Raw genomic sequence first — 22,487 nt, forward strand, 5'->3', positions numbered from 1 at the left:
GGCGTTCGGGCAAACTGACAAAGGATGACAGAAATATGAGCGACGTTGTGACCAAGGCCGTAGCGGCCCTGAACGAAAAGATGGACGGCGCGGGCTTTGACGGCACCGCGAAATTCGACATCGAGGATGAAGGCAGCATCATCATCGACGGATCGGGCGCGCGCGCCGGTGACGACGACGCCGATGTGACCCTGTCAGCCAGCGCCGAAACATTTCAGGCGATCCTTGAAGGCGAACAGAATGCCACCGCCGCCTTCATGACAGGCAAGCTGTCGGTTGACGGCGATATGGGTCTGGCGATGAAACTCGCCGGCGTCTTGGGCTAAGCGACATGGAGCAGGCCCCTTTCTTTGCCGATATCGCGGACGGCCCTGACGGCGGTGTGGCCCACTGGTTGCGCTGTGCTGATGGCCACCGGATTCGCGTCGGCCACTGGCCGCTGGCATCGGCCAAGGGAACGGTCCTGCTTTTCCCCGGCCGCACGGAATACATCGAAAAATATGGCCGCGCGGCGCGTGATCTGGCGCAGCGCGGCTATGCTGCGCTGGCAATCGACTGGCGCGGTCAGGGCATCGCCGACCGCGTGCACGACAACCCCGCCGTGGGCCATGTGGGCCGCTTCGAGGATTACCAGCTTGATGCCCAAGCCGCCGTGGCCCACGCCCGCGCCATTGGCCTGCCCGAACCGTTCCACCTGATCGGCCATTCCATGGGCGGCTGCATCGGGCTGCGTTCTCTTTACGAAGACCTGCCTGTGGCAACCGCGTGTTTTTCCGCGCCCATGTGGGGCATCCAGATGGCGGCCCCGTTGCGTCCGCTGGCATGGGGGCTGTCCACGGTCAGCCGCTCGCTGGGGTTCAGCCACGCTTTTGCGCCGGGGCAGGTATCTGACAGCTATATCGAAAAGGTGGATTTCAGCGAAAACACGCTGACCAGCGACCGCGACATGTTTGATTACATGAAAGCCCAGCTTATCGCCCACCCCGAATTTTCACTGGGCGGCGCATCGCTGCACTGGCTGAATGAATCCCTGCGCGAAATGCGCGGGTTGTCGCAACGTGCTTCGCCGAAACTGCCTTGTGTGACGTTTCTGGGCAGCGAAGAACAGATCGTCGATCCCGACCGGATCGTTGCGCGGATGCGCAAGTGGCCACAGGGCGAACTGGTGATGATCCCGCACGCCCGCCACGAAGTGATGATGGAAACGCCCGAAACGCGCAAACTGGTGTTTGATCAGGCCTGCGCGTTGTTTGACGCTCATGCGTCCGTGATGGCGTGAACGGCGGCGGCGGCGCTGGCCGCGCCCTGCCGCATCCAGGTATGTTCTGACGCGACAACGAACACGTTCATCCCGTAGGCCGCCCATTCCTGCGCCTTGGCCCCGTCGGGCACCCAAGACACATAGCCTTTGCCATGCGCCGCGCAGGCCTTACCGATCCGCTCTAGCGCCTTTGGCAAATCCGGGTTGTCCTGACTGCGATGACCATAGCCCACCGACAGGTCCGCAGGCCCGGCAAACAGTGCATCAATCCCGTCAATCGCGGCGATACCTTCGCAGGCTTCAACACCCGCGGGTTCCTCGATCTGGGCAATCACGATGGTCTGGGCATCCTGATCCAGCACATCCCCCATTGCGCGCGTGGCAAATCCGGCCCAGCGCGTCGACCCGGCAAAGCCACGCCCGCCATCGCCGAAATGCGCCGCCTTGGCCAGCTTTTCAGCCTTTTCCACGCTGTCCACATGCGGCACGACGATCCCGACCGCCCCTGCGTCCAGCGCCATCAGCACGTTTTCCTCAGACGCCGACGATATCCGCACCAATGCGGGAAAATCCATCGCGCGGCACACCGCCAGACAGGCATCCAGCCGCCCACGATCAAAAGCCGCGTGTTCGCCGTCAAGACAGATGAAATCAAGGCCCGAGCGCGCCAGCACCTCGACCACCGTCACCTCGGGTGTTTTCACGAATGTGCCGGCAAGATTGTCGACCGCCAGAATTCGGTGCCTCAATTGTGCTGTGCGCATGTGGTCCTCCTGCTTTGGCACAAGGCAGCACAGACAACGGGCCAGCGCAACGGGGCAAATGCTGGACGCGCGCCGCAATTTGCGAAACAAACGCGCCAAAAGGACATGCCATGCCCCACGCCACCCTGCCCCCGCCCGCAACCGCGCCGCAGACTAAAGCCCCTGCAGGGGCCTGCGATACACATGTTCACCTTGTCGGCGCGCCTGCCGATTTTCCGCTTTGGGAAGGTCGTGTCGAAGACCCGGCACCGGGCCCCGATTTCCAAGGCTACCTTGATCTGTATCGCACGCATCTCGACACCTTGGGCTTCACCCGCGGCGTCATCGTCCATTCGATCCTTTACGGCGCGGATAACAGCGTCACATTCGCCACCCTGCGCGAAATGGGGCGCAATTTCAAAGGGGTGGGCCTGCTGCCCGACACCGCCACCATGGCCGACCTTGACCATTTCGCCACCAACCAGATGGCCGCCCTGCGCCTCAATTACGTCCACGGCGGGATCCTCACATGGGAGGGCGCGCGCAAACTTGCACCCGCACTGGCAGATCGCGGGCTGCATATCCAGATGCTGCTGAATGCGCATAAGCATATCGCCGACATCGCCGCCGATATCGTCGCCCTGCCCTGCCCGCTGGTGATTGATCACCTTGGCTGGCCCGACCTGTCCGCAGGGATCAACGAACCCGGCTTCCAGACCCTGCTGCGACTGGTGGGCACAGGGCGCGCCTACGTCAAACTCTCCGCGCTCTACCGGCTGTGCGACGCACCTTATGACACCGCCGATGCCCATGTCGCAGCATTGGTTGCCGCCAACCCAGCCCGTTGCCTCTGGGGCAGCGACTGGCCGCACCTGATGCTGGCCGATGCGAAGATGCCCCACGCCAGCGCGTTGCTTGATGCCTTTCACCGCGCTGTACCGGACCCGGACCACCGCCAGCAAATTCTTGTCACAAACCCGGACACCCTGTTCTTCCGCTGACTTCTTTTGTTCAGAAATACTCCCGCCGGAGGCTCCAGCGGTTTCAACCCGCCGCCCCCGCGCCTATGTAGATGCAAACCCAAGCAAAGAGGCCCGCATGAAAACCCCGACCTATGACGCGCAACACAACGGTAGCACCCCCTTTGGCGACCTGCCCGAATGGGATCTGACCGATCTTTATCCCGCCACGGACGCCCCCGAACTGAAACGCGACATGGATTGGATCGAACAGGCCTGCACCGACTTCGCCCGCGACTACGAAGGGAAACTGGCCGGTTTGGACGCCGATGCCTTGCTCGAAGCGGTCAAGCGCTATGAACAGATCGACGTGATCACGGGGCGGCTGATGTCCTTTGCTGGCCTGCGCTATTACCAGCAGACCACGGACGCGGAGCGCGCCAAATTCATGTCCGACATGCAGGACAAGATCACCGCATTCACCACCCCGCTGGTGTTCTACGGCCTTGAATTCAACCGGCTTGAGGATGATCAAGTGGCCGCGCGCCTGTCCGAAAACGCCGATCTTGCCCGTTACAAACCGGTGTTTGACCGGATGCGCGCCATGCGCCCCTATCAACTGTCCGACGAACTGGAAAAGTTCCTGCACGATCAATCCACTGTCGGGGCCGCCGCGTGGAACCGCCTGTTTGATGAAACCATCGCCGGCCTGACCTTCACGATCAACGGCGACGAATTGAACATCGAAGGCGCGCTGAACCTGCTGACCGAACAGGACCGCAACAAGCGCGAGGCGGCGATGCGTGAAATCGCCCATGTCTTTGGTGACCACCTGCCCACCTTTGCGCGCGTTCACAACACGCTGGCCAAGGAAAAAGAGATCGAGGACCGCTGGCGCGGCATGCCCACACCGCAGACCGGCCGCCACCTTGCCAACCACGTGGAACCCGAAGTCGTCGAGGCCTTGCGCAACGCCGTGGTCGCCGCCTACCCGCGCCTGTCGCACCGCTATTACGCGTTGAAAGCCAAATGGTTAGGCCTTGAAACGATGCAGGTCTGGGACCGCAACGCGCCCCTGCCGATGGAAAGCGAACGGCTTGTTGACTGGACCGAGGCCCGCGCCACAGTCATGGATGCCTACGGCGCTTTTGACCCGCGCATGGCCGAACTGGCCAAACCCTTCTTTGACAAGGGCTGGATTGATGCAGGCGTGAAACCGGGCAAGGCACCGGGCGCTTTTGCGCACCCCACGGTCACCACCGTGCACCCCTATGTGATGCTGAACTACCTTGGCAAACCGCGTGACGTGATGACGCTGGCACACGAGCTGGGCCACGGCGTGCATCAGGTACTGGCTGCAGGTCAGGGTGAACTCCTGTCCTCGACGCCGCTGACACTGGCCGAAACCGCGTCTGTCTTCGGTGAAATGCTGACGTTCCGCAAACTGCTGGAACAGGCCAAAGACAAGGACGAACGCAAAGTCCTGCTGGCAGGCAAGGTCGAAGACATGATCAACACCGTCGTGCGCCAGATCGCGTTTTACGACTTTGAATGCAAACTCCACGCCGCCCGCGCGCAGGGCGAACTGACGCCGGATGACATCAACGCGCTCTGGATGTCCGTGCAGGCCGAAAGCCTTGGCCCCGTATTCGACTATGCGGAAGGCTATGAACGCTTCTGGGCCTACATCCCGCACTTCGTCCACTCGCCGTTCTACGTCTATGCCTATGCCTTTGGCGATGGCCTCGTGAACGCGCTTTATGCGGTTTACGAGGAGAGCGGCGAGAGCTTTAAGGACAAATACTTCGACATGCTCAAAGCGGGCGGATCAAAGCACCACAAAGACCTGCTGGCCCCCTTCGGGCTAGACGCTTCGGACCCCGCGTTCTGGGACAAAGGCCTGTCAATGATCGAAGGCTTCATTGATGAGTTGGAGGCGTTGGAGGAGTGATCCCGAGGCGCTTTATACTACTGGCATCATCCGCGACTGTGCTCCTGATCTTGTTCTGGGTCGTCACTCGAAACACTGAGGATCAACCGCGCATCGTTGACCTAAGCGGGATGGCTTTGGAGGTTTTTGATCCCTGCATAGATGCGGTTATTGCAAATAGGCGACTGACTGAGGCTGAATTCGTTTCAACTCTCCAGTCCATTGCAGGGCCTGCACAGGCTTCTTTGAGAATTGGTCTGAATGATAATTTCGCCTGTCAGGTGACGATTCCTGAACAGAACTATGAGCCACGAGTACTACGCGAACGCCTAGAAGCGATAAAGGTATCAAACTTCGATGGCCGTGCGAGAAACTGCTACTGGCGGGCTGCTCAAACACAAGGCCGACTTTCGACAATCTTGACTTGCCGTATTGAGGTTGAATCTGACCCCGCAAATAACTTCGAAGTTGGCCTCGGGTTCTCGGCACAGGGGCTGGCTGCCTTTTGGGTGCGACCGCTGCCTATGCTTACAAGAGATGCGGACGGACACGCACGCATCAGTACCGATCGGCCCTAGCTTCATGCGGTTGGGGCTAACAACACCATGAAACACTCAATCCGAAACCGTATCAGACGCGCGCAAGTCCGTGTCCGCCAGCGGGTGCCTGCGGGCCTGCGCCTATTGCTGGGGATCGTGCTGATCTGCTGCGGCATCGTCGGCTTTCTGCCCGTTGTCGGCTTCTGGATGATCCCGCTGGGCATTGCCGTGGCCGCACTTGATGTGGTGCCGCTTTGGCGTTGGGTTAAGGCGCGGCGCTAAAGAAGTTGGCAAACGGGTGGGGCGTTGGACTTTCAGTCCAACTCCGTCCAGGGCCAGGGTTTCACCTCGCTTGCGGCCGTCTGATACCGCACGGCTTTGGCCATCCAAACACCCAAAGTCGTGCCAAATTCAGCCAGCGTTTCATTGGGTTCGCGTTTGTTGAACACCATGATGATGAATTGCAAAACGGTGATCACACCCAGCACGGTTTGGGACGCCGACAGCATCACCGCGATCACGATCATCCAGACCAGTCGCATCCAGATGCTTTCAAAATCGCTTTCGTTTTCGTCATTCATTGCCTTGTCCCCCCTTGGCAAAGACAGCGTCGATCATCGCCTGTGTGCCGCGCGCCTGTTCCAGAGGCCAGGCATAATCCGCGCCACTGCGGATCGTTTCGCCAAAGGCCTCGACCTGATTGATATAATGATTCGCGTTTGGAAAGCGTTCAACCCGCACCGCCAGCCCGTCCTGATGCAGTTCCACCCGCGCCTCGCCAAACACTTGCGGATTGAACGGCGCGGTCAGTTTCACGATCCCCTGATCGCCAACAAAGGCCATGTCCTGAATGGGATGCATCCGCATGGAATTGACCCAATGCGCGCTGAACCCGTCAAAGCGGGCGGACACCCGCGCCACCACATCCACGCCGTTTTCAAAGGTCAGATCGGCATGGGTAATCGCCAGAGGCTCCTGCCCCGTCACCCAGCGCGTCGCGCCGTAGGTATAGACGCCGATGTCAGGGATGCCGCCGCCACCCAGCTCCGGCTTTTGGCGCACGTTGTCGGGATCGGCGGCATTGTTATAGCAAAACGTCCCCTCAACGTGCATCAGCCTGCCAATCGCGCCGGTGCGCACCAGTTCGCGGGCACGCTGCCACTGGGGATGATGCACGATCATATAGGCTTCGGCGATATGCAAGCCTGTGGCGTCACGCAGGGCAATCAGATCGTCGATATCGCTGGCCTGCATGGCGATGGGTTTTTCGCACAGCACGTGTTTGCCCGCCTTTAGCGCACGTTTGGACCATTCCACATGCAAATGATTGGGCAGCGGAATATAGACCGCGTCGATGTCGGGATCGGCCAGCAGGGCGTCATAACTGCCGTGGACCCGCAAGTCGGGCACATAGGCGGCAAAGCCTGCGCTTTTTTCAGGCGATGTGCTGGCAAGTGCCGCAAGCTGCGCACCACGGGCGGCGTGAATGGCCGGCCCCATCTGTTCGCGGGCGAATTTGGAAGCCCCCAGAATGCCCCAGCGAATGGTCTTGCTCATGTGATACGCCCTCTTTGATCAGGTCTCAAATCTTGCAGGGCGCGCCACGATTGGCAAGGTGGCGTTACTTCAACTGGCTGTCTTTTGACCCGCGCCGGTTGATCCCGCCGCGCGCCTTGTGGGCACCATCGCGTTCCTGCTGGCAGTCAACGCACAACTTTACACCGGGCAAGGCCGTGCGGCGTTTTTCGGGGATTGGTTCGTCGCATTCCGCGCAATGGGTCAGGCTTTCGCCGACGGGCTGGCGGCGCGCCTTGAGGCGGGCCAACTCGTCGCCGATCGAGGCTTCGATCTGTTCGCTGACTGCGCCATCGCGCGCCCATCCGCCTGCCATCTGACCCCCCATGTGAAAACCCCCGCCAGTTTCCGGGCGGGGGGCGTTCAAATCAAGCGTTTTCCAGCATGCCCTTTTCGCGGGCCAGCTCGCGCATCCGTTTTTGCAGCTTTTCAAAGGCGCGCACTTCGATCTGGCGAATGCGTTCGCGGCTGACATCATATTGGCCCGACAGGTCTTCAAGCGTTACCGCCTTGTCCTGCAAACGGCGCTGCACAAGGATATCCTTTTCGCGTTCGTTCAGCACATCCATCGCCTCGGCCAGCAGTTCGCGGCGCGATTCCAGCTCGTCGCGTTCCTCGTAGTCGCCCGCCTGATCAGCGCTTTCATCCTCAAGCCAGTCCTGCCATTGCATTGTGCCTTCGCCTTCGGACCCGACAGTAGCGTTGAGCGAGGCATCCCCGCCCGACAAACGGCGGTTCATCGAAATCACTTCATCCTCGGTCACGCCCAGATCATGGGCAATCCGTTCGACGTTTTCAGGGCGCAGATCGCCTTCTTCCAATGCTCCAATGCGGTTTTTCGCCTTGCGCAGGTTGAAAAACAGCTTTTTCTGCGCGGATGTCGTGCCAAGTTTGACCATCGACCACGAGCGCAGGACATATTCCTGAATGCTCGCACGGATCCACCACATGGCATAGGTCGCCAGACGGAACCCCTTTTCAGGGTCGAAACGCTTCACGGCCTGCATCAGGCCCACGTTGGCTTCGGAAATCACCTCGGCTTGCGGCAGGCCATAGCCGCGATAGCCCATGGCAATCTTGGCCGCCAGACGCAGGTGCGATGTGACCATCTTGTGCGCCGCTTCAGTGTCTTCGTGATCCACCCAGCGCTTTGCCAGCATGTATTCTTCTTCCGGCTCAAGCATCGGAAACTTGCGGATATCCTGCATATAGCGGTTCAAACCTTGCTCTGGCGACGGGGCCGGCAGGTTGGCATAGCTGCTTACATTACTCATTCTTGTCCCTCCCAATGTTTACGGGCTTAACATCTATTTGGTGGCGCTAACGATCCGTTTCAAGACCGTGTGCCGCAATTTGTTAAACGAGATATGAACATCGCTCCGTCGGATTGCGAGGAATGTTTCTGCGCGCTCACGCACATGCGATTGCGTGTTTCAGACCGGTTTGCGCAGAATGTCATGCAAGCCGACCATATCAGCAGGCAAAGGCGCAGTAAAATGCAGGTTTTCACCGCTCACCGGATGCACAAACCCCAGACTGGCCGCATGAAGTGCCTGACGCGGGAATTCGCGCACCGCCTGCACTGCATCTTCGCGCACGGCCTTGTTGGACAGCTTGCGCTTGCCACCATAGGTCGGATCACCGATCAGCGCATGGCCCACATGGGCCATGTGCACGCGAATTTGGTGGGTGCGGCCGGTTTCCAGCCAGCATTCAATGAGCGCCGCCACAGGCGTCACACCGAAGGTTTCTAATATCCGCGAGCGTGTGACCGCGTGCCGCCCGCTGTTCCAGACGACGGCCTGACGCTGGCGATCATGTTTATGACGGGCCAGTTGCGTTGAGATTTTCAGGATATTGCCCGCCTCGAAATTGGTCCCCCGCACGCCGCGCAGACGTGGATCATTGGCATCAGGCGCGCCGTAACACAGGGCGTGATAGTGGCGCACGACGGTGTGCTTTTCAAACTGCGCGGCCAGCCCGTGATGGGCCTTGTCGGACTTGGCAACGACCAACAGCCCGCTGGTATCCTTGTCGATCCGGTGCACGATACCGGGGCGTTTTTCGCCGCCCACGCCCGACAGGCTGTCGCCGCAATGATGCAACAGCGCGTTGACCAGCGTGCCACCGGGCGATCCGGGGGCCGGATGCACGACCATGCCCGCCGGTTTGTTGATGACGATCAGGTCGGCGTCCTCGAACACCACCTCCAGCGGGATGTCCTCGGCGCTGATATGGCTATCAGCAGCCACTTCGACGGTCACTTCAATCGCATCGCCCTCGGCCACCTTGGCGCGTGGGTCCGTCACAACCACGCCGTTCACCGTGACCTCGCCTGCCGGGATCATCCGCGCAAGACGCGAGCGCGACAGCGATGCCGCGTCTGGCACATCCCGCGAAAGCGCCTTATCAAGGCGTGCAGGCGGGTCAGCCGCGATCTGGAAACCGACAATCTGGCGGGACGCACCCATGGAACATGCTCCTGAAGAAACGCAACTGCCTGCCAGCCTGAAACTGCTGCGCGGCATGGTCTTTGTGCTGACCGGCGTGATGATTTTGGGCTTCATAGTGCTGATCGGGCTGTTTGTCATGCGCTTTGGTGGCGATCCGGTCGCCCTGCCCGACCGCGTCACATTGCCCGCCGGTGTAAATGCCACCGCTTTCACCCAAGGCAGCGACTGGTTCGCCGTGGTCACGGACGCCGACACCATCCTGATCTTTGATCAGGGCACGGGTGCCCTGCGCCAGACGATCACGGTTGATCGCTAGGTTGCTGCACCGCCGCGCGCCATTCATCCAGGAAGCGCTGGCGTTTCAACGGATCGACAAATACCAGCAAGCCCGGCCCCAGACGGATCGGGCGCAAGTGCGGCCCTGCCGCCAATGCAGCCTCGTCAATTGCTGGCAATCCGGTTTCGCTGGCGATGATGCGCTGTCCGTCCACTGACAACATGAACCCCAGGAACGCGCCGCCCAGTTCTGGCGACGGGGCCTGCTGCGGGATCAACGCCGTGCGCAGCAATGTCAGCGTGAAATCCTCCAAAGCCACAATCGTCGCGTCCGCGTCCGCATCCAGCCGCGCCTCGGCGTAGCTGCCCAGCACGTTATAGGCCATGACCAATTCGCCTGCCTGCAAATCCGCGATCATGTCACCCGATGCCGCATAAAGGCGCGGGTGCATCCCGCCCATGACTTCGGCCAGCCGCCAGAAGGTATCGGACTGGCGTGCATCCTGCGTGGCAAACAGATAGCCCGCCCCCGATTGGGTCGGATCATAGGTGCCAATGCGGCCTTGAAAGACATCCGCGTGATCGCGCATCAGGTTGATCATGTCCTGACGGGTGCGCGGCATGGGCAAATCGCCCAACCCCGCGCGCGAGACAATCAACACGACCGGTTCCTGCGTAAAGGCAAACAGCCGATCCTGCCACATGGCCCAGACCGGCCAATCCAGCGCCCCCGCCCCGCGCCAGCTTTGTGCAAATCCGTCGTTTGCCAGCTTCATCTGCAAATCCATCGCCGAAGAAATCGCCAGATCATAACCCGCGTCTTCCTCGTAAAGGGCGCGGTAAACTTCGCGGCTGCTGGCCACGGTATAGCGGATCGACACATCGGGGCGCGTCACCTGAAAGGCGTGCAAAAGCGGTGCGAAAATGACCGTGTCGGTGGTGGACAGGATCCGCAGTTCGCCGCCAGTGCCATCACCGGGAAACAGCGTGTCCTCCTCGATGTCAAAGGCACTGACCAGCGCTGCCCAACAGAACAGAACAACGCTCAGGACAGCGGGAATTGCAAGATTGCGCATGCGCCACCCCCTTCGCGGTTCACAATATCAAAGGTGCCGCCTTGGGCATGGGCGACCTCTTGGACGATGGTCAGCCCAAGGCCGGACCCGACGATATCACCCACATTTTCGCCGCGCTGAAACCGCCCCGTCAACGCCTTCGCGCCCGACAGCCCGCGCCCACGGTCCAGGACACAGATGCGCGCCGCCCCGTCTGCGGTCGTCAGTGAAATTTCCACTTGCGTGTCGGGCGCGCCGTATTTGATCGCATTATCAATCAGGTTGCGCAGCGCACTTTCCAGCAACAACCGATCCCCTGTGACAGAAACGGGCGTGTCCGGCACATCCAGCGCAATCGCGATTTCGCGCAGGTCGGCGGTGGGTTCAAAGGTGCGGGCGATATCGCGGGTCAGCGCGCCCAGATCAAGGCGTTCATCAGTGCGCTGGTCCGTGCGATAAACAACAGTCGCGTGATCCAGCAGCTGGCCGGCGGATCGCGCCGATCCATCGACGGCGCGCACAACGCTGCGCAGCGCGGCGCGGGTCGCGTCATCATCGGTCTGGCGCAGGGCGATTTCCGCCTGCGCGCGCACTGTCGCAAGGGGCGTGCGGATATGATGCGCGGCTTCAGCGATAAAGGTTTCAGTGCGCGACAAGGCCCCGCCCAGACGGGTGATAAAGCCGTTCAGGGCGGTGACAAACGGCGCCAGTTCGCGCGGCACATCGCGGTGGATCGGGCGCAGGTCCTGCGGGCCGCGCCGCCCTACGGCCTCGGCCAGCCGGTTGACCGGACGCAACACCGTGCCTGCCGTAACAATGGACAGCAAGGTCGCCACGACAAAGAACCCCAGCCCCAGCGCCGCCGCACGGTTTGCCATGGTCGCGACGATCGCCGCCTGCCCCTGCCGCGTCTGGCCAACCAATATCACCGTTTCCACAGCGCGCCCGTCCACCAGCACCGTGCGCGACACAGCGGCGATCCGCAACTCGACGTCCCGAAAGCTGCGTGTGTAATAGCGCGGCTCAAGGGTGGCCGCGGCCCCGTCGGGCGGTGGCAGGTCATCATAGCCGGTTATCGTCTCGTCCCCGACCATGACACGGTAAAACACGCGGTCCTGACCAATCGCGCCCAGCATGGAAAATGCCGTGTAAGGAATATCGACCTCGATCCCGTCCTCGCCGCCGCGAATTTCCTCGGCGATGGTCGTGGTCGCCGCGCCCAGGATGCTGTCTTGCGTGGTTTCGACAGCGGCGTCGGCCACGGTGCGCACCGACAGATACAAAAGCCCCGACAACAGCGCCGCAACCACCACCAGTTGCACCACAAGTCGCTGGCGAATTGATGGGGCGGGACGGCGCGCGCGACTCATGTCTGGGTCAGCCGGTAGCCGACACCACGCACCGTTTCGATCCGCGCCGCACTCCCCTCAAGTTTGCGGCGCAGGCGACCGACATACACTTCGATGGCATTGTCGCTGACAGATTCGGCGTAAGAAAACAGCCGGTCATAAAGCTGCGCCTTGGAAAAGATGCGGTCGGGCGCGGACAGCAAGACCTCGAACAGGCGCAATTCGCGGTTGCGCAAATCGCGCGCTGTCCCGTTCACTGTTACGGTCGCGCTCAGCGGATCAAACACCAGATCGCCATAGCTGCGCATGGTCTGTGCCACGCCCGAACGGCGGCGCAAAACTGCGCGAACACGCGCCTCTAACTCGGCGAAATCAAAGGGTTTTGTCACATAATCATCCGCGCCGCTATCAAGCAATGCAACCCTGTCGGACACCGATGACCGCGCCGTCATGATGATCACCGGCGTGTCGCGTTTGGCGCGCCTGTGCGCGGCCAGAAAATCACGCCCGTCACCGTCCGGCAGCATGATGTCCAGCAAGATCAGATCATAACTCGCCGATCCCAGATGATCTTCGGCGCTTTCCAGGGTCGCCGCCCAATCAACCCCGTGGCCATCCATACTCAGACGTTGCTGGACCGACTGCGCGAGGTCGGCATTGTCTTCGACCAACAAAAAACGCATCGCCCCCCCTTTGCCTATTTTCCGCCCGTGACAGGTTCGTGTCAGGTTGAAGCGAAAACCTGACCGTCTGCAAGGGGCCGTCGCAATCGGAACGGCCCCGCAACGATCTCTGGGAGGAGACACACCATGAAAACCACTTTCAAGGCGCTGTTCACCGGCGCCATCATGACCCTTGGCACATCCGCCATGGCGGCCGAGTGCATCGCGCCTGCCAACCCCGGCGGCGGCTGGGATTTCACCTGCCGCCAGATCGGCAAGATCCTGTTTGATATCGGCGAAGTCGACAGCCCCGTGCAAGTCACGAACATGGCGGGCGCAGGCGGTGGTCTGGCCTTCAGCCATGTTGTGACGGAACGCAGCTCGGACGCTGATCTGATCATCGCGGCCTCATCGGCGACCACGACCCGTCTTGCACAAAACGCCTATGGCGGTGCGACCGCCGATCAGGTGCGTTTCGTCGGGGCAATCGGTGCCGATCCGGGCGTGATCGTCGTTGCCGCTGACAGCGAATTCCAGACGCTGAACGATCTGGTCGAAGCCGCACTGGCCGATCCGGGTTCGGTTGCTTTTGCCGGCGGCTCTGCCGTTGGCGGGTTTGACCACCTCAAGCCGCTGCAAATCCTCAAGGCCGCCGGCCTCGAAGACATCACGCAGATCAAATACATCGGTGTGGACGGTGGCGCAGACGCGATCACCCAGACTGTCGGTGGCTTTACCCAGGCGATGACAGGCGACATGTCTGAAATCGTCGGCTTTATCGAAGCGGGCGAAGTGCGTGTGCTGGCCGTTCTGACCGAAGAGCGCGTGCCCGGCTTCGAGGACATCCCCACCGCGATGGAACAGGGCTATGACGTGGTCGCCGTGAACTGGCGTGGCCTTTACGTGCCAAAGGACATCTCGGACGAGCAGTTCCAGGTCTGGGCCGATCGTCTGGCCGCTGTTGCTGCAAGTGACGAATGGCAGCAGGCCATGATCGACAACGGTCTGGCACCGTTCACCAAAGTTGGTGGTGACTTCCAGTCGTGGATTGACGGTGTCGTGGCCTCGACCGAGGAACTGTCCCGCGAAATCGGTGTGATCCAGTAAGATGGCACGCCTGTCAGACCGCATTTTTGGTCTGGCCATGATTTGTGTGGCGCTCGCGTATATCGCGAGCGCCCTGCAAATTCAGGTCAGCTTTCTTGCCGATCCGATTGGCTCCAAGGCCTTTCCGATCGGTGTGGCATCCATCGCCATCATCTGCTGCGTGGTGATGATCCTGCGCCCCGACGAAGAACCGGGCTGGCCCGCGATGTGGACGGTCGTGTCGATCTTCATCTCGATCGGATTGCTGGTGGTCTATGCCTATGCGCTCAAACCGCTGGGTTTCCTGATCCCGACAGCCATTGTCGCTGGCGCGCTAAGCTATCAGATCAACCCCAAGCCCGTCTTGGCTGCCCTCACGGGGCTGGGCCTGTCGGTCGGGTTGTTCGTGCTGTTCAAATTCATTCTTGATCTGGGCCTTGTGGCCTTTCCAAAGGGGTGGTTCTGATGGAACTCGTCGACAACCTCGCGCTTGGCTTTTCCATCGCACTGTCGCCCTACACGTTGATGCTAGCGGTGCTGGGGTGCTTTATCGGCACCATTGTCGGCGCGCTTCCGGGGCTTGGCCCCAGCAACGGTGTGGCGATCATGATCCCGATCACCTTTTCGCTGGGCCTTGGCGCGGTGCCTGCCCTCGTCCTGCTCACGGCGATCTACTACGGCGCGATGTATGGCGGGCGGATCAGTTCGATCCTGCTGAACATTCCCGGCGATGAACCGGCCCTGATGACCACCCTTGACGGCTATCCGATGGCCAAGAACGGGCGTGCCAGCGATGCGCTGGTGATTTCCGGTGTGGCCAGTTTTGTCGGTGCCTTGCTGGCCACAATCGGGTTGATGCTGCTGGCCCCGCTTCTTAGCCGTGTGGCCTATGAATTCGGCCCCGGTGAATACTTTGCGCTTTATCTGCTGGCCTTTGCCACGCTGGGCGGCATTTCCAGCAACAATCAGGCCAAGGCGGCGCTGGCCTCCTGTATCGGCCTGATGATCGCGATGATCGGCCTTGATCCGAACTCGGGCCTGCCGCGCCTGACGGGCGGCAACCTGCACCTTTATGACGGCATCGACTTTCTGGTCGCCATCGTCGGGCTGTTCGCCGTGTCCGAGATTTTCTTTTTCATCGAAAGCCACGGGAAATCCTCGGCTGTGGGGGTGCTGGTGGGCAAGGTCCGCGTGCCATGGGGTGATATCTGGGCGACCCGCTGGACCATGCTGCGCTCAAGCTTTGTGGGATTTTTCGCAGGCGTTCTGCCCGGTGCAGGGGCCAGTCTGGGCAGTTTCATGACCTATATGATGGAGAAATCCATTTCGGGTGAAAAAGGCGGTTTCGGCACAGGTGTGCCCAAGGGTGTCGCCGCCCCCGAGGCTGGCAATAACGCCGCCGCCGGTGGCGCGCTGGTGCCGATGCTGACGCTGGGTGTACCGGGGTCGGGCACGACTGCTGTGCTGCTGGCCGTGCTTGTCACGCTCAACATCACGCCGGGGCCGACGCTGTTTACAGAACGTCCCGATGTGGTCTGGGGGTTGATTGCCTCGCTTTTGATCGCAAACTTTGTGCTGCTGTTCATGAACGTGCCGATGGTCAAAATCTTTGTGCACGTCTTGCAGGTGCCTCCCGCAATTCTGTTGCCTGGTGTGACGATGATCAGCTTTGTCGGCATCTATTCCCTGACAGGCAGCTATTTTGACCTGTTGCTGGTCGTTGCCTTTGGTGTGCTGGGCTATCTACTGCGCAAACTGGATATACCAACTGTGCCTGTCATTTTGGGCATCCTGTTGGGGCATCAGATGGAAAAACAACTTCGCGATGCAATGGTCCTGTCGGACGGCAGCGCATGGGGGCTGATCTATACCAGACCCAGCGACCCGACCGACCTGTCGCTGATTGCACTTGGCCTGTTGATTGCCGCAGTCTTGGGCTTTTTCGCGCCGATCTTCCTGCGCAAGTTCATCAAGAAGCCCCAAGCGGTGACCGACTGATGGTGCGCATTCTGGTGCCTTCCGGTGCCCTTGGGTTGGGCTATGACAAGGCGGCGCTTGATCGTGCTGTCGCGGCCAAACCCGACCTGATCGCAATCGACGGCGGATCAACGGACAGCGGCCCATCCTATCTGGGGCGGGGCGTGTCAAAATACGCCCGCGCCGCGACCAAGGCCGAATGGCGCGGGCTGATCGAAGCGCGCGCCGTGGCGGGTGTGCCACTGGTGATCGGCACGGCTGGCACCTGCGGGGCCGATAGCGCCGTGGATTGGCTTTATGACATCACCGTGGAAATTCTGGCCGAACTGGGCCAATCCGCCAAAATCGCCGTCCTGAAATCGGGCCAACCCGCCGCGCGCATCAAGTCCGCACTGGCAGCGGGCGACATCACGCCGCTGCCCCACGCGCCCGCCATCGACGCGGGCGTGATCGACGATTGCACCCACATCGTGGCCCTTGCGGGGGCCGAACAGATCGCGGCTGCGCTGGACACGGGCGCGGATATCGTCATCGCGGGGCGCACCACCGACACCGCCATCATCGCCGCCCTGCCGATCTTGCGCGGCTGCCACACAGGGGCCGCGTGGCACGGGGCCAAGGTTGGCGAATGCGGCGCGCTTTGTGCCACCAACCCGCAGTCGGGCGTGATTCTGGTCGATTTCGACGACACCGCATTTGTCGTTACCCCGATGGCCGATGGCGCGCATGCCACGCCCCACACGGTCAGCGCGCATATGCTTTACGAAAACTCCGACCCGTTCATCCTGTTTGAACCGGGCGGGCATCTGGACGTGACAGGCGCGAAATACACCGCATTGGACGATACCCGCGTGCGCGTTGAAGGCTCCGTCTGGGTGCCTTCCGATCGCTACACGGTCAAGTTGGAAGGCGCGCGGATCACCGGCTATCAAACCGTGATCATGGCCCTGTTGCGCGACCGCCGCTATGTGGCGAACGCGAAGGCGTGGTGCGATGATATTGCGGTGAAACATGCCGCCAAAGTGACGGATCGTTTGGGCGAGATCGACTATCGGCTGGACCTGCGCATCATCGGGCAGGACGCCACCCTTGGCGCGCTGGAAAACCGGCCCGCCGACCTGACCGAAGCAGGCGTGATGGCCATTGTCACCGCCCCCGATCAGGCCACCGCCAACGACATTGCCAAACTGCTGAACCCCTACCTGCTGCACCATCCCCTGACGCAGGCCGAGGAACAGCCGACATTTGCTTTCCCGTTTTCCCCCGCCGAGATTGACCGCGGGGCGGCCTACGAATTCTGTCTCAACCACGTGCTGACGCTGCGCGATCCGATGGAGGCGTTCACGCTAGAGGTGCGCGATGTCTGAACTGGGCCAGATCGTCGAAAAGGTGCGCAGCAAGAACGCGGGGCCGTTCTGGCTGACCGTGGATATCTTCTGCGGATCGCCGGACGCCTTTGCGCGGGTGCGCGATGGTGTCTCAACCGACCGCATCGCGCAACTGTTCCAAACCACGCCCGACCAGATCAAACGCTTTGATATTCCTGATCTGAACGTGGTGAAATTCAGCCTGCCACGCCCTGCGATCCAAGGGACTGTGGCCGACCGTGATATGCACGGGGCAAGCTGGGCAGCTTTGGTCGCGGAACTGGACGTGAATTAACTGCGCCGCGCCAGTTTGCTAAGGAATGGCGCGCCCAAGATCACGAACACGATCCTGATCAGGTGATGCGCCACGACAACCGCCGCATCCGCCCCTGCGACCAGCGCGACAATCGCCATTTCCGCCTGCCCGCCGGGAGAAAAGGCCAGCAAGGCTTCGGTCACGGGCAGCCATCCCATCTGGATCACAGCAGCCGCAAACACTGTCGAAATCACCAGAATGATCAGCGTATATCCGACCCCCGCTGTCACATCGACGCGTAATTCGCGCCAGCTGATACCGGCGTATTTCACGCCCACCGTAAAGCCGATGAAAAACTGCGCCGCCTGTATCGCCTCGGCGGGTGGGCGAAAGTGGATGATGCCCGACAGCGACAGTGCCGCCGTCAGGAACAACGGACCCAGAATCGATGCACCAAACATCCCGATGGCCTTGGCACCCTGCCAGCCGACCAATCCGGCGGCGATCATGATCGCCAACTCCAAAGGCGGCACAGATGTGAACGGCGCGCCCACCGGCGCGTTCAAATCCGCCCCGAACCAATAGGCAAAAACAAATGGCAGCAGCGTCACCACGATCAACACGCGGGTGGCGTGGATCAGGGACAGCGCGCGCACATCGCCGCCCGCTTCCTCGCCAAACAGCAGCATATCCTGCAATCCGCCGGGCATCGCCGAATAGAACGCAGTGGCATGATCAAACCCGAACATGCGGCGAAAGAACGGATAGCCCACAGCGCCGATGCAGATCACCAGCACCGGCATCAGCGCCAGCGTCCAGATCATCGTGCCCAACTGGCCAAACAGCGCCGGTGTGATCGTCGCGCCCACGGCAACACCCAGGATCGTGCGCATGATCGTGCTGGCACGGGGCGCACCGCGCAACGGAACCCCGATCAGCGCCGCGATCAGACACCCCAGCATCGGCCCAAGCAGCCACGGCAGCGGCAGATGAAGCACTTTGAAGGTGCCCACACCAAGACCCGAAATCAGCAATGTGGTCAGTAAGGGGGGCATGACCCGCTCCGGCGAATTGCGCCAGACGAACGCCGATCCAGCAAAGTGGGGATGGTACCGCCTCCCCGGCTTGAACGGGGGACCCCTGGTTCCACAAACCAGTGCTCTAACCAACTGAGCTAAGGCGGCACACGTGGGGGATTTAGCGCCCCAGCCCCGCGATTGCAAGCCACCAGTTGCGCCAATTGTGCAGCCGTCTGCGCAGCGCGCCTCTTGCCAATCCTGTCCGCCCCGCGCTAAGCCATCCCCACACCAGACCGGAGGCCACCATGGGCATCGACACCGAACGCGACATCGAAGCCAACCTGCAAATCGGCCCGACCGATCACGGCATGGTGCGCATTTTCGTCGAAGGCAACGGCATCGAAATCCCCATGGACTTTGACCCCGACGAAGCCGTCGAAATCGCCGAAGAAATCATCACCGCCGCCAAAGCTGCGCGTTTGATCAAGTAAAAGGCTGACGTGAGGGGAAGTTACCCCTTGCCAGCCCCCCCTTGGCCCTGCCACCTTGAATGGCGGGGGACGGGATGTTTCGACTATTCAAAACAGGCGAAGCCTTGGGCAATTTCTCGACGATCCTGATGGGGGCGTCGATTTTTGCGGTTTCGGCAGGCACTGGCGTTGTTCCCCCGCCCGGCACGGTGCAAACCTCGCTGGGGGCGGGCAACCTGATCGCCCATCTGTCCGACGAAAAACGCAAAAGCGCCGAACACGTGCTGGCGCAATTCCGCAAGCAAATCGAAAAAGACTGGCAGGCATGGGCACCCCGCGCCAGCCACGCCACCGATGACATGCGCGAAAGCGCGCTGACCAGCTTTGATGCGGTCCTGCCCCTGATCAAACTGCGCCCCGCCGAGGTGGTCGCACAGCGGCTGGACGGCGAACGCATGGCCGACCTGTTGCTGGAAAAGGCCGAAGCCGCCTTGCCCGCCGTCTATGCCAACCGCAATCCTCGCGACCACGAGGCCGCGTTGGCACGCAAGTTCCTGTGGAACCTGACGTTCAAGGCCTACAGCTATCTGGTGACGATCCCCGAATACACAGCCAAGATCGCGCCGGCCCTTTGGACGGACCTGCTGAACCAGCTTGACCGGGTCGAGGCGACCCTTGCCACCCGTTTTGATCGGGTCGAGGCGCTGTTGCTTGACCAGATCCGCACCAGTGAACAATCCGCCAAGGCGCGCGAAAGCGGGATCAGTGACACGGCCCTCATCGGCCTTGCCAAACGCATCGCCGCCGACATCGACAACCCTGCGCAGGCGTTTCGTGAACTGGCCAAGGCGGTGGAAATCGCCATTTCCGTGCAAGCGGGTGCGAGCGACGAAGATGACGCCATCGCCGGTGCCGCCCGCCTGTCAGCCGAAGGTGCGCATGATCAGGCGGTGCTGGGGCTAAACGCCGCCATGGCTGCCGAGGAAACCGCGCACAAGACCCGCATGGTCCGGCTGCTGAATGCGGGGCTTGCACAGGATATGCTGGCACGTGACGCCGTGTCGGCCGCCGCGCGTCTAGTCAAGATCGCCGATATCGAGGCCGGTGGCCACGCCGATTTCGACACCATCGGCAAGGTCTGGATGGAATGGTATCTAAAGGGGCGCGATGGCGGCGCGATGATTGATCTGGCCGTGGCAGGCGCCTTGGCCCAGGCCATGCAGGCCCGCGCCTCTGACCGCACACAGGCTGGCACCGCATTGAATTACCTTGGCATAATCTTGCACACCCGCGGCGAGCGCGAAGCGGGGCCGCGCCATCTGCTAGGGGCTGTTGCCGCATTCGAGGAGGCAATCAGCAACTGGCCCAAGACCTCGCAACCCGAACTTTGGGCCAAGGCGCAGATGAACCTTGCCAATTCGTTGCACGCGCTGGCGATCCGCGAACCGGGCAATGACCGGCTGACCCGCGCGATTGCCGCATATGATCACGCGCTGGAAATCCGGCGCGCCGACACCCGGTCCCCTGCGTGGGCAATGACGCAGATGAACCGCGCAACCGCCCTGCGCACCCTTGGCGAATGGGAAGAAAACCGCGACATTCTGGCGGAATCCCTCGCAGCAATCGAAACATCGCTGCAACTGCGCAAACGCAAGGTCCACGAAGGCCAATGGGCGATGACCGTGCTGAACCGGGGGATGACACGGCGCGCCTTGGCGGCGCTCGATGGCGATGCCCTGCTGATGCAGGACGCGCTGAACGACATTATCGCCGCCGCCGATTGCTGGAGCGGGGATGACGCGCAGTTCTATCGCGCCACCGCCACCCTGCAGGAAGGGATCGCGCGCCGCTGTCTTGGCCCGCTTATGGGTGAACCCGCGCAAATCACCGATGCGCGCCGTTGTTTCGCCAATGCCGCAACCGATTTCGGCGTCGATGATGCCCCGGTCGACCGCCTGACCGCCCTTGGCCAAGACGCATTGGCGCTGCTACACGAGAACACCGATGCGGGCCTTGATCAACTTGACGAAGTGATGAACGCCCTGTCCGATGTGGGCCATTTTCGCGGCGCGGCCCTTCTGGCGCGGGATCGCGACAGGCTGCTGAAAGCGCCCGCTATGGCTGCGCAAGGCTAAAGGCAATGCTGGGGCGCGGATCGCGCAGGGCTTGCAACCGCAGCGCCGTGGTGCGCGCGAATTTCTGCACCATCACCTTGCGCCGTGCCGGTGCCAGTTTGCTTTCCGGCCCCATCCGCAGGATTTCCGCGTCATAGGCATCGGCGATGATCAGCCCTGTGTCGTCGGGCAAAAGATCAGTTGGAAAATCACTGTCGACCGCCCAGAAAAAGCGGTCGCACCACGCCAGATAACCCTGCCATTTGCTGTCGGACTGGTAATCCGCGCGGCTGGACTTGCACTCGATCACCCAGACCTCGCCCCTGGGGCCAAGCGCCATGACATCGACACGCAGGCCGGGTGCGGGCACCAGTTCCTCGACGCTGACGAAATTATGGCCCAGCAAGTGCCGGCACACCCCGCGCGCAAGGCGCTGTCCGGGCTGCATCGCCTCCAAAAGGGTATCGGTGGTGACATCCTGCTGCATAGACGCAAACATGAACAATAGGTGAACATCGGTCAAGAGGCAGAAAGGATGCTTGACATAATACTATTTGGTATCATATTTAAGTGAAACCTTTTTGTATCATATGAGACGCCGATGACCAACAACCAACCTATCTTTCGCGCCCTCGCCGATCCGACCCGTCGCGACATCCTGTTGATGCTACGTGGCGGTGAAAAGACAATCGCGCAAGTCGCCGAGAATTTCGACATGACCCGCGCCGCGGTCAAAAAGCACCTGACCGTGCTCAGCGATGGCGGCCTTATCCAGGTGCGTCCAAAGGGGCGCGAGAAACTGAACGCGCTTGACCTACAGGGCATGGCCCCCGTCCTTGATTGGCTCTCGTTCTTTGATGCCTTCTGGGATCACCGCCTTGCAGCCCTTAAGACTGCCATCGAAAAGGAATCGAAATGACCACGAACTCCCTCACCAAAACGATCTTCCTGCGCGCCGACAAGACAACTGTCTGGGACTATCTGACTGACCCTGAAAAACTGGGCATTTGGTTTCACAAACCCAAGAACACGCTGACACTAGGTGAATCATTTGAAATGTTCGGCACCGAGAGCGGCGATAAACTGCTTTGGGGCACGGTGACAAATGCGCGACCTCATGACCTACTGGAATACACCTTCACGATCCCGCACATGCCCGACACCATCAGCACCGTCACATGGACGCTTGAATCTGTGGCAGGTGGAACGCGCTTGTCGCTTAACCACCAAGGGCTTCCCGGAACCGAGGACATGTTTTACCTGTCGCTCGCACTTGATAGTGGCTGGGATGGTCACTTTGTGCGCTTGCGCAACGAATTGCAACCGGGCGACTAACCGACACAACTTGGTCGAAATCGTGACAAGTGACCCTGCGTCACGCCATTGCAGCGTCACA

Annotated in this window: 26 protein-coding genes and 1 tRNA gene; 15 read left to right on the forward strand and 12 right to left on the reverse strand. The window is 61.1% G+C overall.

Features of this window, described 5'->3' with window-relative positions:
- The first annotated feature begins 35 nt into the window (after positions 1 to 35).
- Positions 36 to 326, forward strand: coding sequence for an SCP2 sterol-binding domain-containing protein (locus SJY21_RS05190; RefSeq protein WP_377507168.1), 291 nt, complete (start codon positions 36 to 38; stop codon positions 324 to 326).
- 5 nt (positions 327 to 331) lie between these two features.
- Positions 332 to 1,279, forward strand: a complete 948-nt coding sequence (locus SJY21_RS05195; protein WP_377507171.1) for an alpha/beta hydrolase — start codon at positions 332 to 334, stop codon at positions 1,277 to 1,279.
- Here the strand turns inward: SJY21_RS05195 and SJY21_RS05200 are convergent.
- Positions 1,258 to 2,025, reverse strand: coding sequence for an HpcH/HpaI aldolase/citrate lyase family protein (locus SJY21_RS05200; protein ID WP_377507174.1), 768 nt, complete (start codon positions 2,023 to 2,025; stop codon positions 1,258 to 1,260). The two genes, SJY21_RS05195 and SJY21_RS05200, sit on opposite strands and share 22 nt — an antisense overlap.
- 110 nt (positions 2,026 to 2,135) lie before the next feature.
- On the opposite strand from SJY21_RS05200, the gene SJY21_RS05205 reads away from it, so the two are divergent.
- The 3 genes from SJY21_RS05205 to SJY21_RS05215 all read left to right on the forward strand — a co-directional run bounded on the left by SJY21_RS05205 (position 2,136) and on the right by SJY21_RS05215 (position 5,714).
- Positions 2,136 to 3,005 carry an amidohydrolase family protein gene (locus tag SJY21_RS05205; RefSeq protein WP_377507177.1) on the forward strand — a complete coding sequence of 290 codons (870 nt, stop codon included), beginning with the start codon at positions 2,136 to 2,138 and terminating at the stop codon, positions 3,003 to 3,005.
- Between the two features lie 97 nt (positions 3,006 to 3,102).
- The gene (locus tag SJY21_RS05210; protein ID WP_377507180.1) at positions 3,103 to 4,914 is read left to right on the forward strand and encodes a M3 family oligoendopeptidase; all 1,812 of its coding nucleotides are present in this window, start codon (positions 3,103 to 3,105) and stop codon (positions 4,912 to 4,914) included.
- A 584-nt stretch (positions 4,915 to 5,498) separates the two neighbouring features.
- Positions 5,499 to 5,714, forward strand: coding sequence for a hypothetical protein (locus SJY21_RS05215; protein ID WP_377507183.1), 216 nt, complete (start codon positions 5,499 to 5,501; stop codon positions 5,712 to 5,714).
- Between the two features lie 32 nt (positions 5,715 to 5,746).
- Here the strand turns inward: SJY21_RS05215 and SJY21_RS05220 are convergent, their stop codons facing one another.
- The 5 genes from SJY21_RS05220 to SJY21_RS05240 all read right to left on the reverse strand — a co-directional run bounded on the left by SJY21_RS05220 (position 5,747) and on the right by SJY21_RS05240 (position 9,478).
- Positions 5,747 to 6,013, reverse strand: a complete 267-nt coding sequence (locus SJY21_RS05220) for a DUF4389 domain-containing protein (protein ID WP_377507186.1) — start codon at positions 6,011 to 6,013, stop codon at positions 5,747 to 5,749.
- The gene (locus tag SJY21_RS05225; protein ID WP_377507189.1) at positions 6,006 to 6,989 is read right to left on the reverse strand and encodes a Gfo/Idh/MocA family protein; all 984 of its coding nucleotides are present in this window, start codon (positions 6,987 to 6,989) and stop codon (positions 6,006 to 6,008) included. Before SJY21_RS05225 ends, SJY21_RS05220 begins: the two co-directional genes overlap by 8 nt.
- Positions 6,990 to 7,053: 64 nt before the next feature.
- Complete coding sequence (locus tag SJY21_RS05230) at positions 7,054 to 7,323, reverse strand: DksA/TraR family C4-type zinc finger protein (protein ID WP_377507192.1); 270 nt, start codon at positions 7,321 to 7,323, stop codon at positions 7,054 to 7,056.
- A gap of 52 nt (positions 7,324 to 7,375) precedes the next feature.
- Positions 7,376 to 8,281, reverse strand: a complete 906-nt coding sequence (gene rpoH / locus SJY21_RS05235; protein ID WP_377507195.1) for an RNA polymerase sigma factor RpoH — start codon at positions 8,279 to 8,281, stop codon at positions 7,376 to 7,378.
- Between the two features lie 159 nt (positions 8,282 to 8,440).
- Positions 8,441 to 9,478 carry an RluA family pseudouridine synthase gene (locus tag SJY21_RS05240; protein WP_377507198.1) on the reverse strand — a complete coding sequence of 346 codons (1,038 nt, stop codon included), beginning with the start codon at positions 9,476 to 9,478 and terminating at the stop codon, positions 8,441 to 8,443.
- On the opposite strand from SJY21_RS05240, the gene SJY21_RS05245 reads away from it, so the two are divergent.
- The gene (locus SJY21_RS05245) at positions 9,477 to 9,776 is read left to right on the forward strand and encodes a DUF6476 family protein (protein ID WP_377507201.1); all 300 of its coding nucleotides are present in this window, start codon (positions 9,477 to 9,479) and stop codon (positions 9,774 to 9,776) included. The genes SJY21_RS05240 and SJY21_RS05245 overlap by 2 nt on opposite strands.
- On the opposite strand, the gene SJY21_RS05250 is transcribed toward SJY21_RS05245, so the two are convergent.
- From SJY21_RS05250 to SJY21_RS05260, 3 genes are read right to left on the reverse strand one after another with little or no spacing between them, the layout of a single operon-like run.
- The gene (locus tag SJY21_RS05250; protein WP_377507204.1) at positions 9,760 to 10,812 is read right to left on the reverse strand and encodes an ABC transporter substrate-binding protein; all 1,053 of its coding nucleotides are present in this window, start codon (positions 10,810 to 10,812) and stop codon (positions 9,760 to 9,762) included. The genes SJY21_RS05245 and SJY21_RS05250 overlap by 17 nt on opposite strands.
- Entirely contained in the window at positions 10,782 to 12,161 is a 1,380-nt protein-coding gene (locus SJY21_RS05255) for a sensor histidine kinase (RefSeq protein WP_377507206.1), read from the reverse strand. Before SJY21_RS05255 ends, SJY21_RS05250 begins: the two co-directional genes overlap by 31 nt.
- On the reverse strand, positions 12,158 to 12,823 hold the full coding sequence (locus SJY21_RS05260) for a response regulator transcription factor (protein ID WP_377507208.1): 666 nt from the start codon (positions 12,821 to 12,823) through the stop codon (positions 12,158 to 12,160). Before SJY21_RS05260 ends, SJY21_RS05255 begins: the two co-directional genes overlap by 4 nt.
- A gap of 126 nt (positions 12,824 to 12,949) precedes the next feature.
- Between SJY21_RS05260 and SJY21_RS05265 the strand changes: the two genes are divergently transcribed.
- Genes SJY21_RS05265 through SJY21_RS05285 form a run of 5 tightly spaced genes read left to right on the forward strand, consistent with a single transcriptional unit; the run spans position 12,950 to position 17,527 of the window.
- Positions 12,950 to 13,909, forward strand: a complete 960-nt coding sequence (locus SJY21_RS05265) for a Bug family tripartite tricarboxylate transporter substrate binding protein (RefSeq protein ID WP_377507211.1) — start codon at positions 12,950 to 12,952, stop codon at positions 13,907 to 13,909.
- Between the two features lies 1 nt (position 13,910).
- Positions 13,911 to 14,354, forward strand: coding sequence for a tripartite tricarboxylate transporter TctB family protein (locus tag SJY21_RS05270; protein ID WP_377507214.1), 444 nt, complete (start codon positions 13,911 to 13,913; stop codon positions 14,352 to 14,354).
- Positions 14,354 to 15,886, forward strand: a complete 1,533-nt coding sequence (locus SJY21_RS05275) for a tripartite tricarboxylate transporter permease (RefSeq protein WP_377507217.1) — start codon at positions 14,354 to 14,356, stop codon at positions 15,884 to 15,886. Before SJY21_RS05270 ends, SJY21_RS05275 begins: the two co-directional genes overlap by 1 nt.
- Positions 15,886 to 17,232, forward strand: coding sequence for an acyclic terpene utilization AtuA family protein (locus SJY21_RS05280; protein ID WP_377507220.1), 1,347 nt, complete (start codon positions 15,886 to 15,888; stop codon positions 17,230 to 17,232). Before SJY21_RS05275 ends, SJY21_RS05280 begins: the two co-directional genes overlap by 1 nt.
- Positions 17,225 to 17,527, forward strand: a complete 303-nt coding sequence (locus tag SJY21_RS05285) for a DUF4387 family protein (RefSeq protein WP_377507223.1) — start codon at positions 17,225 to 17,227, stop codon at positions 17,525 to 17,527. Before SJY21_RS05280 ends, SJY21_RS05285 begins: the two co-directional genes overlap by 8 nt.
- On the opposite strand, the gene SJY21_RS05290 is transcribed toward SJY21_RS05285, so the two are convergent.
- Positions 17,524 to 18,543: an AbrB family transcriptional regulator gene (locus tag SJY21_RS05290; protein ID WP_377507226.1), complete on the reverse strand. Its 1,020-nt coding sequence runs from the start codon at positions 18,541 to 18,543 to the stop codon at positions 17,524 to 17,526. The genes SJY21_RS05285 and SJY21_RS05290 overlap by 4 nt on opposite strands.
- 52 nt (positions 18,544 to 18,595) lie before the next feature.
- Positions 18,596 to 18,672: transfer RNA gene (locus tag SJY21_RS05295), tRNA-His, on the reverse strand.
- A gap of 140 nt (positions 18,673 to 18,812) precedes the next feature.
- Here SJY21_RS05295 and SJY21_RS05300 point away from each other — a divergent pair.
- Together SJY21_RS05300 and SJY21_RS05305 are read left to right on the forward strand one after the other, a co-directional pair.
- Positions 18,813 to 18,998, forward strand: a complete 186-nt coding sequence (locus tag SJY21_RS05300) for a DUF6324 family protein (protein ID WP_377507229.1) — start codon at positions 18,813 to 18,815, stop codon at positions 18,996 to 18,998.
- Between the two features lie 74 nt (positions 18,999 to 19,072).
- The gene (locus SJY21_RS05305; RefSeq protein WP_377507232.1) at positions 19,073 to 21,112 is read left to right on the forward strand and encodes a hypothetical protein; all 2,040 of its coding nucleotides are present in this window, start codon (positions 19,073 to 19,075) and stop codon (positions 21,110 to 21,112) included.
- On the opposite strand, the gene SJY21_RS05310 is transcribed toward SJY21_RS05305, so the two are convergent.
- Positions 21,093 to 21,578, reverse strand: coding sequence for an MmcB family DNA repair protein (locus SJY21_RS05310; RefSeq protein WP_377507235.1), 486 nt, complete (start codon positions 21,576 to 21,578; stop codon positions 21,093 to 21,095). The genes SJY21_RS05305 and SJY21_RS05310 overlap by 20 nt on opposite strands.
- Before the next feature lie 114 nt (positions 21,579 to 21,692).
- Here SJY21_RS05310 and SJY21_RS05315 point away from each other — a divergent pair, with 114 nt between their 5' ends.
- Together SJY21_RS05315 and SJY21_RS05320 are read left to right on the forward strand one after the other, a co-directional pair.
- Positions 21,693 to 22,010: an ArsR/SmtB family transcription factor gene (locus tag SJY21_RS05315; RefSeq protein ID WP_377507238.1), complete on the forward strand. Its 318-nt coding sequence runs from the start codon at positions 21,693 to 21,695 to the stop codon at positions 22,008 to 22,010.
- Positions 22,007 to 22,426, forward strand: a complete 420-nt coding sequence (locus SJY21_RS05320; protein WP_377507241.1) for an SRPBCC domain-containing protein — start codon at positions 22,007 to 22,009, stop codon at positions 22,424 to 22,426. Before SJY21_RS05315 ends, SJY21_RS05320 begins: the two co-directional genes overlap by 4 nt.
- Positions 22,427 to 22,487: the final 61 nt, after the last annotated feature.

The sequence above is a fragment of the Octadecabacter sp. R77987 genome, assembly GCF_042466115.1.
Lineage (GTDB): Bacteria > Pseudomonadota > Alphaproteobacteria > Rhodobacterales > Rhodobacteraceae > SW4.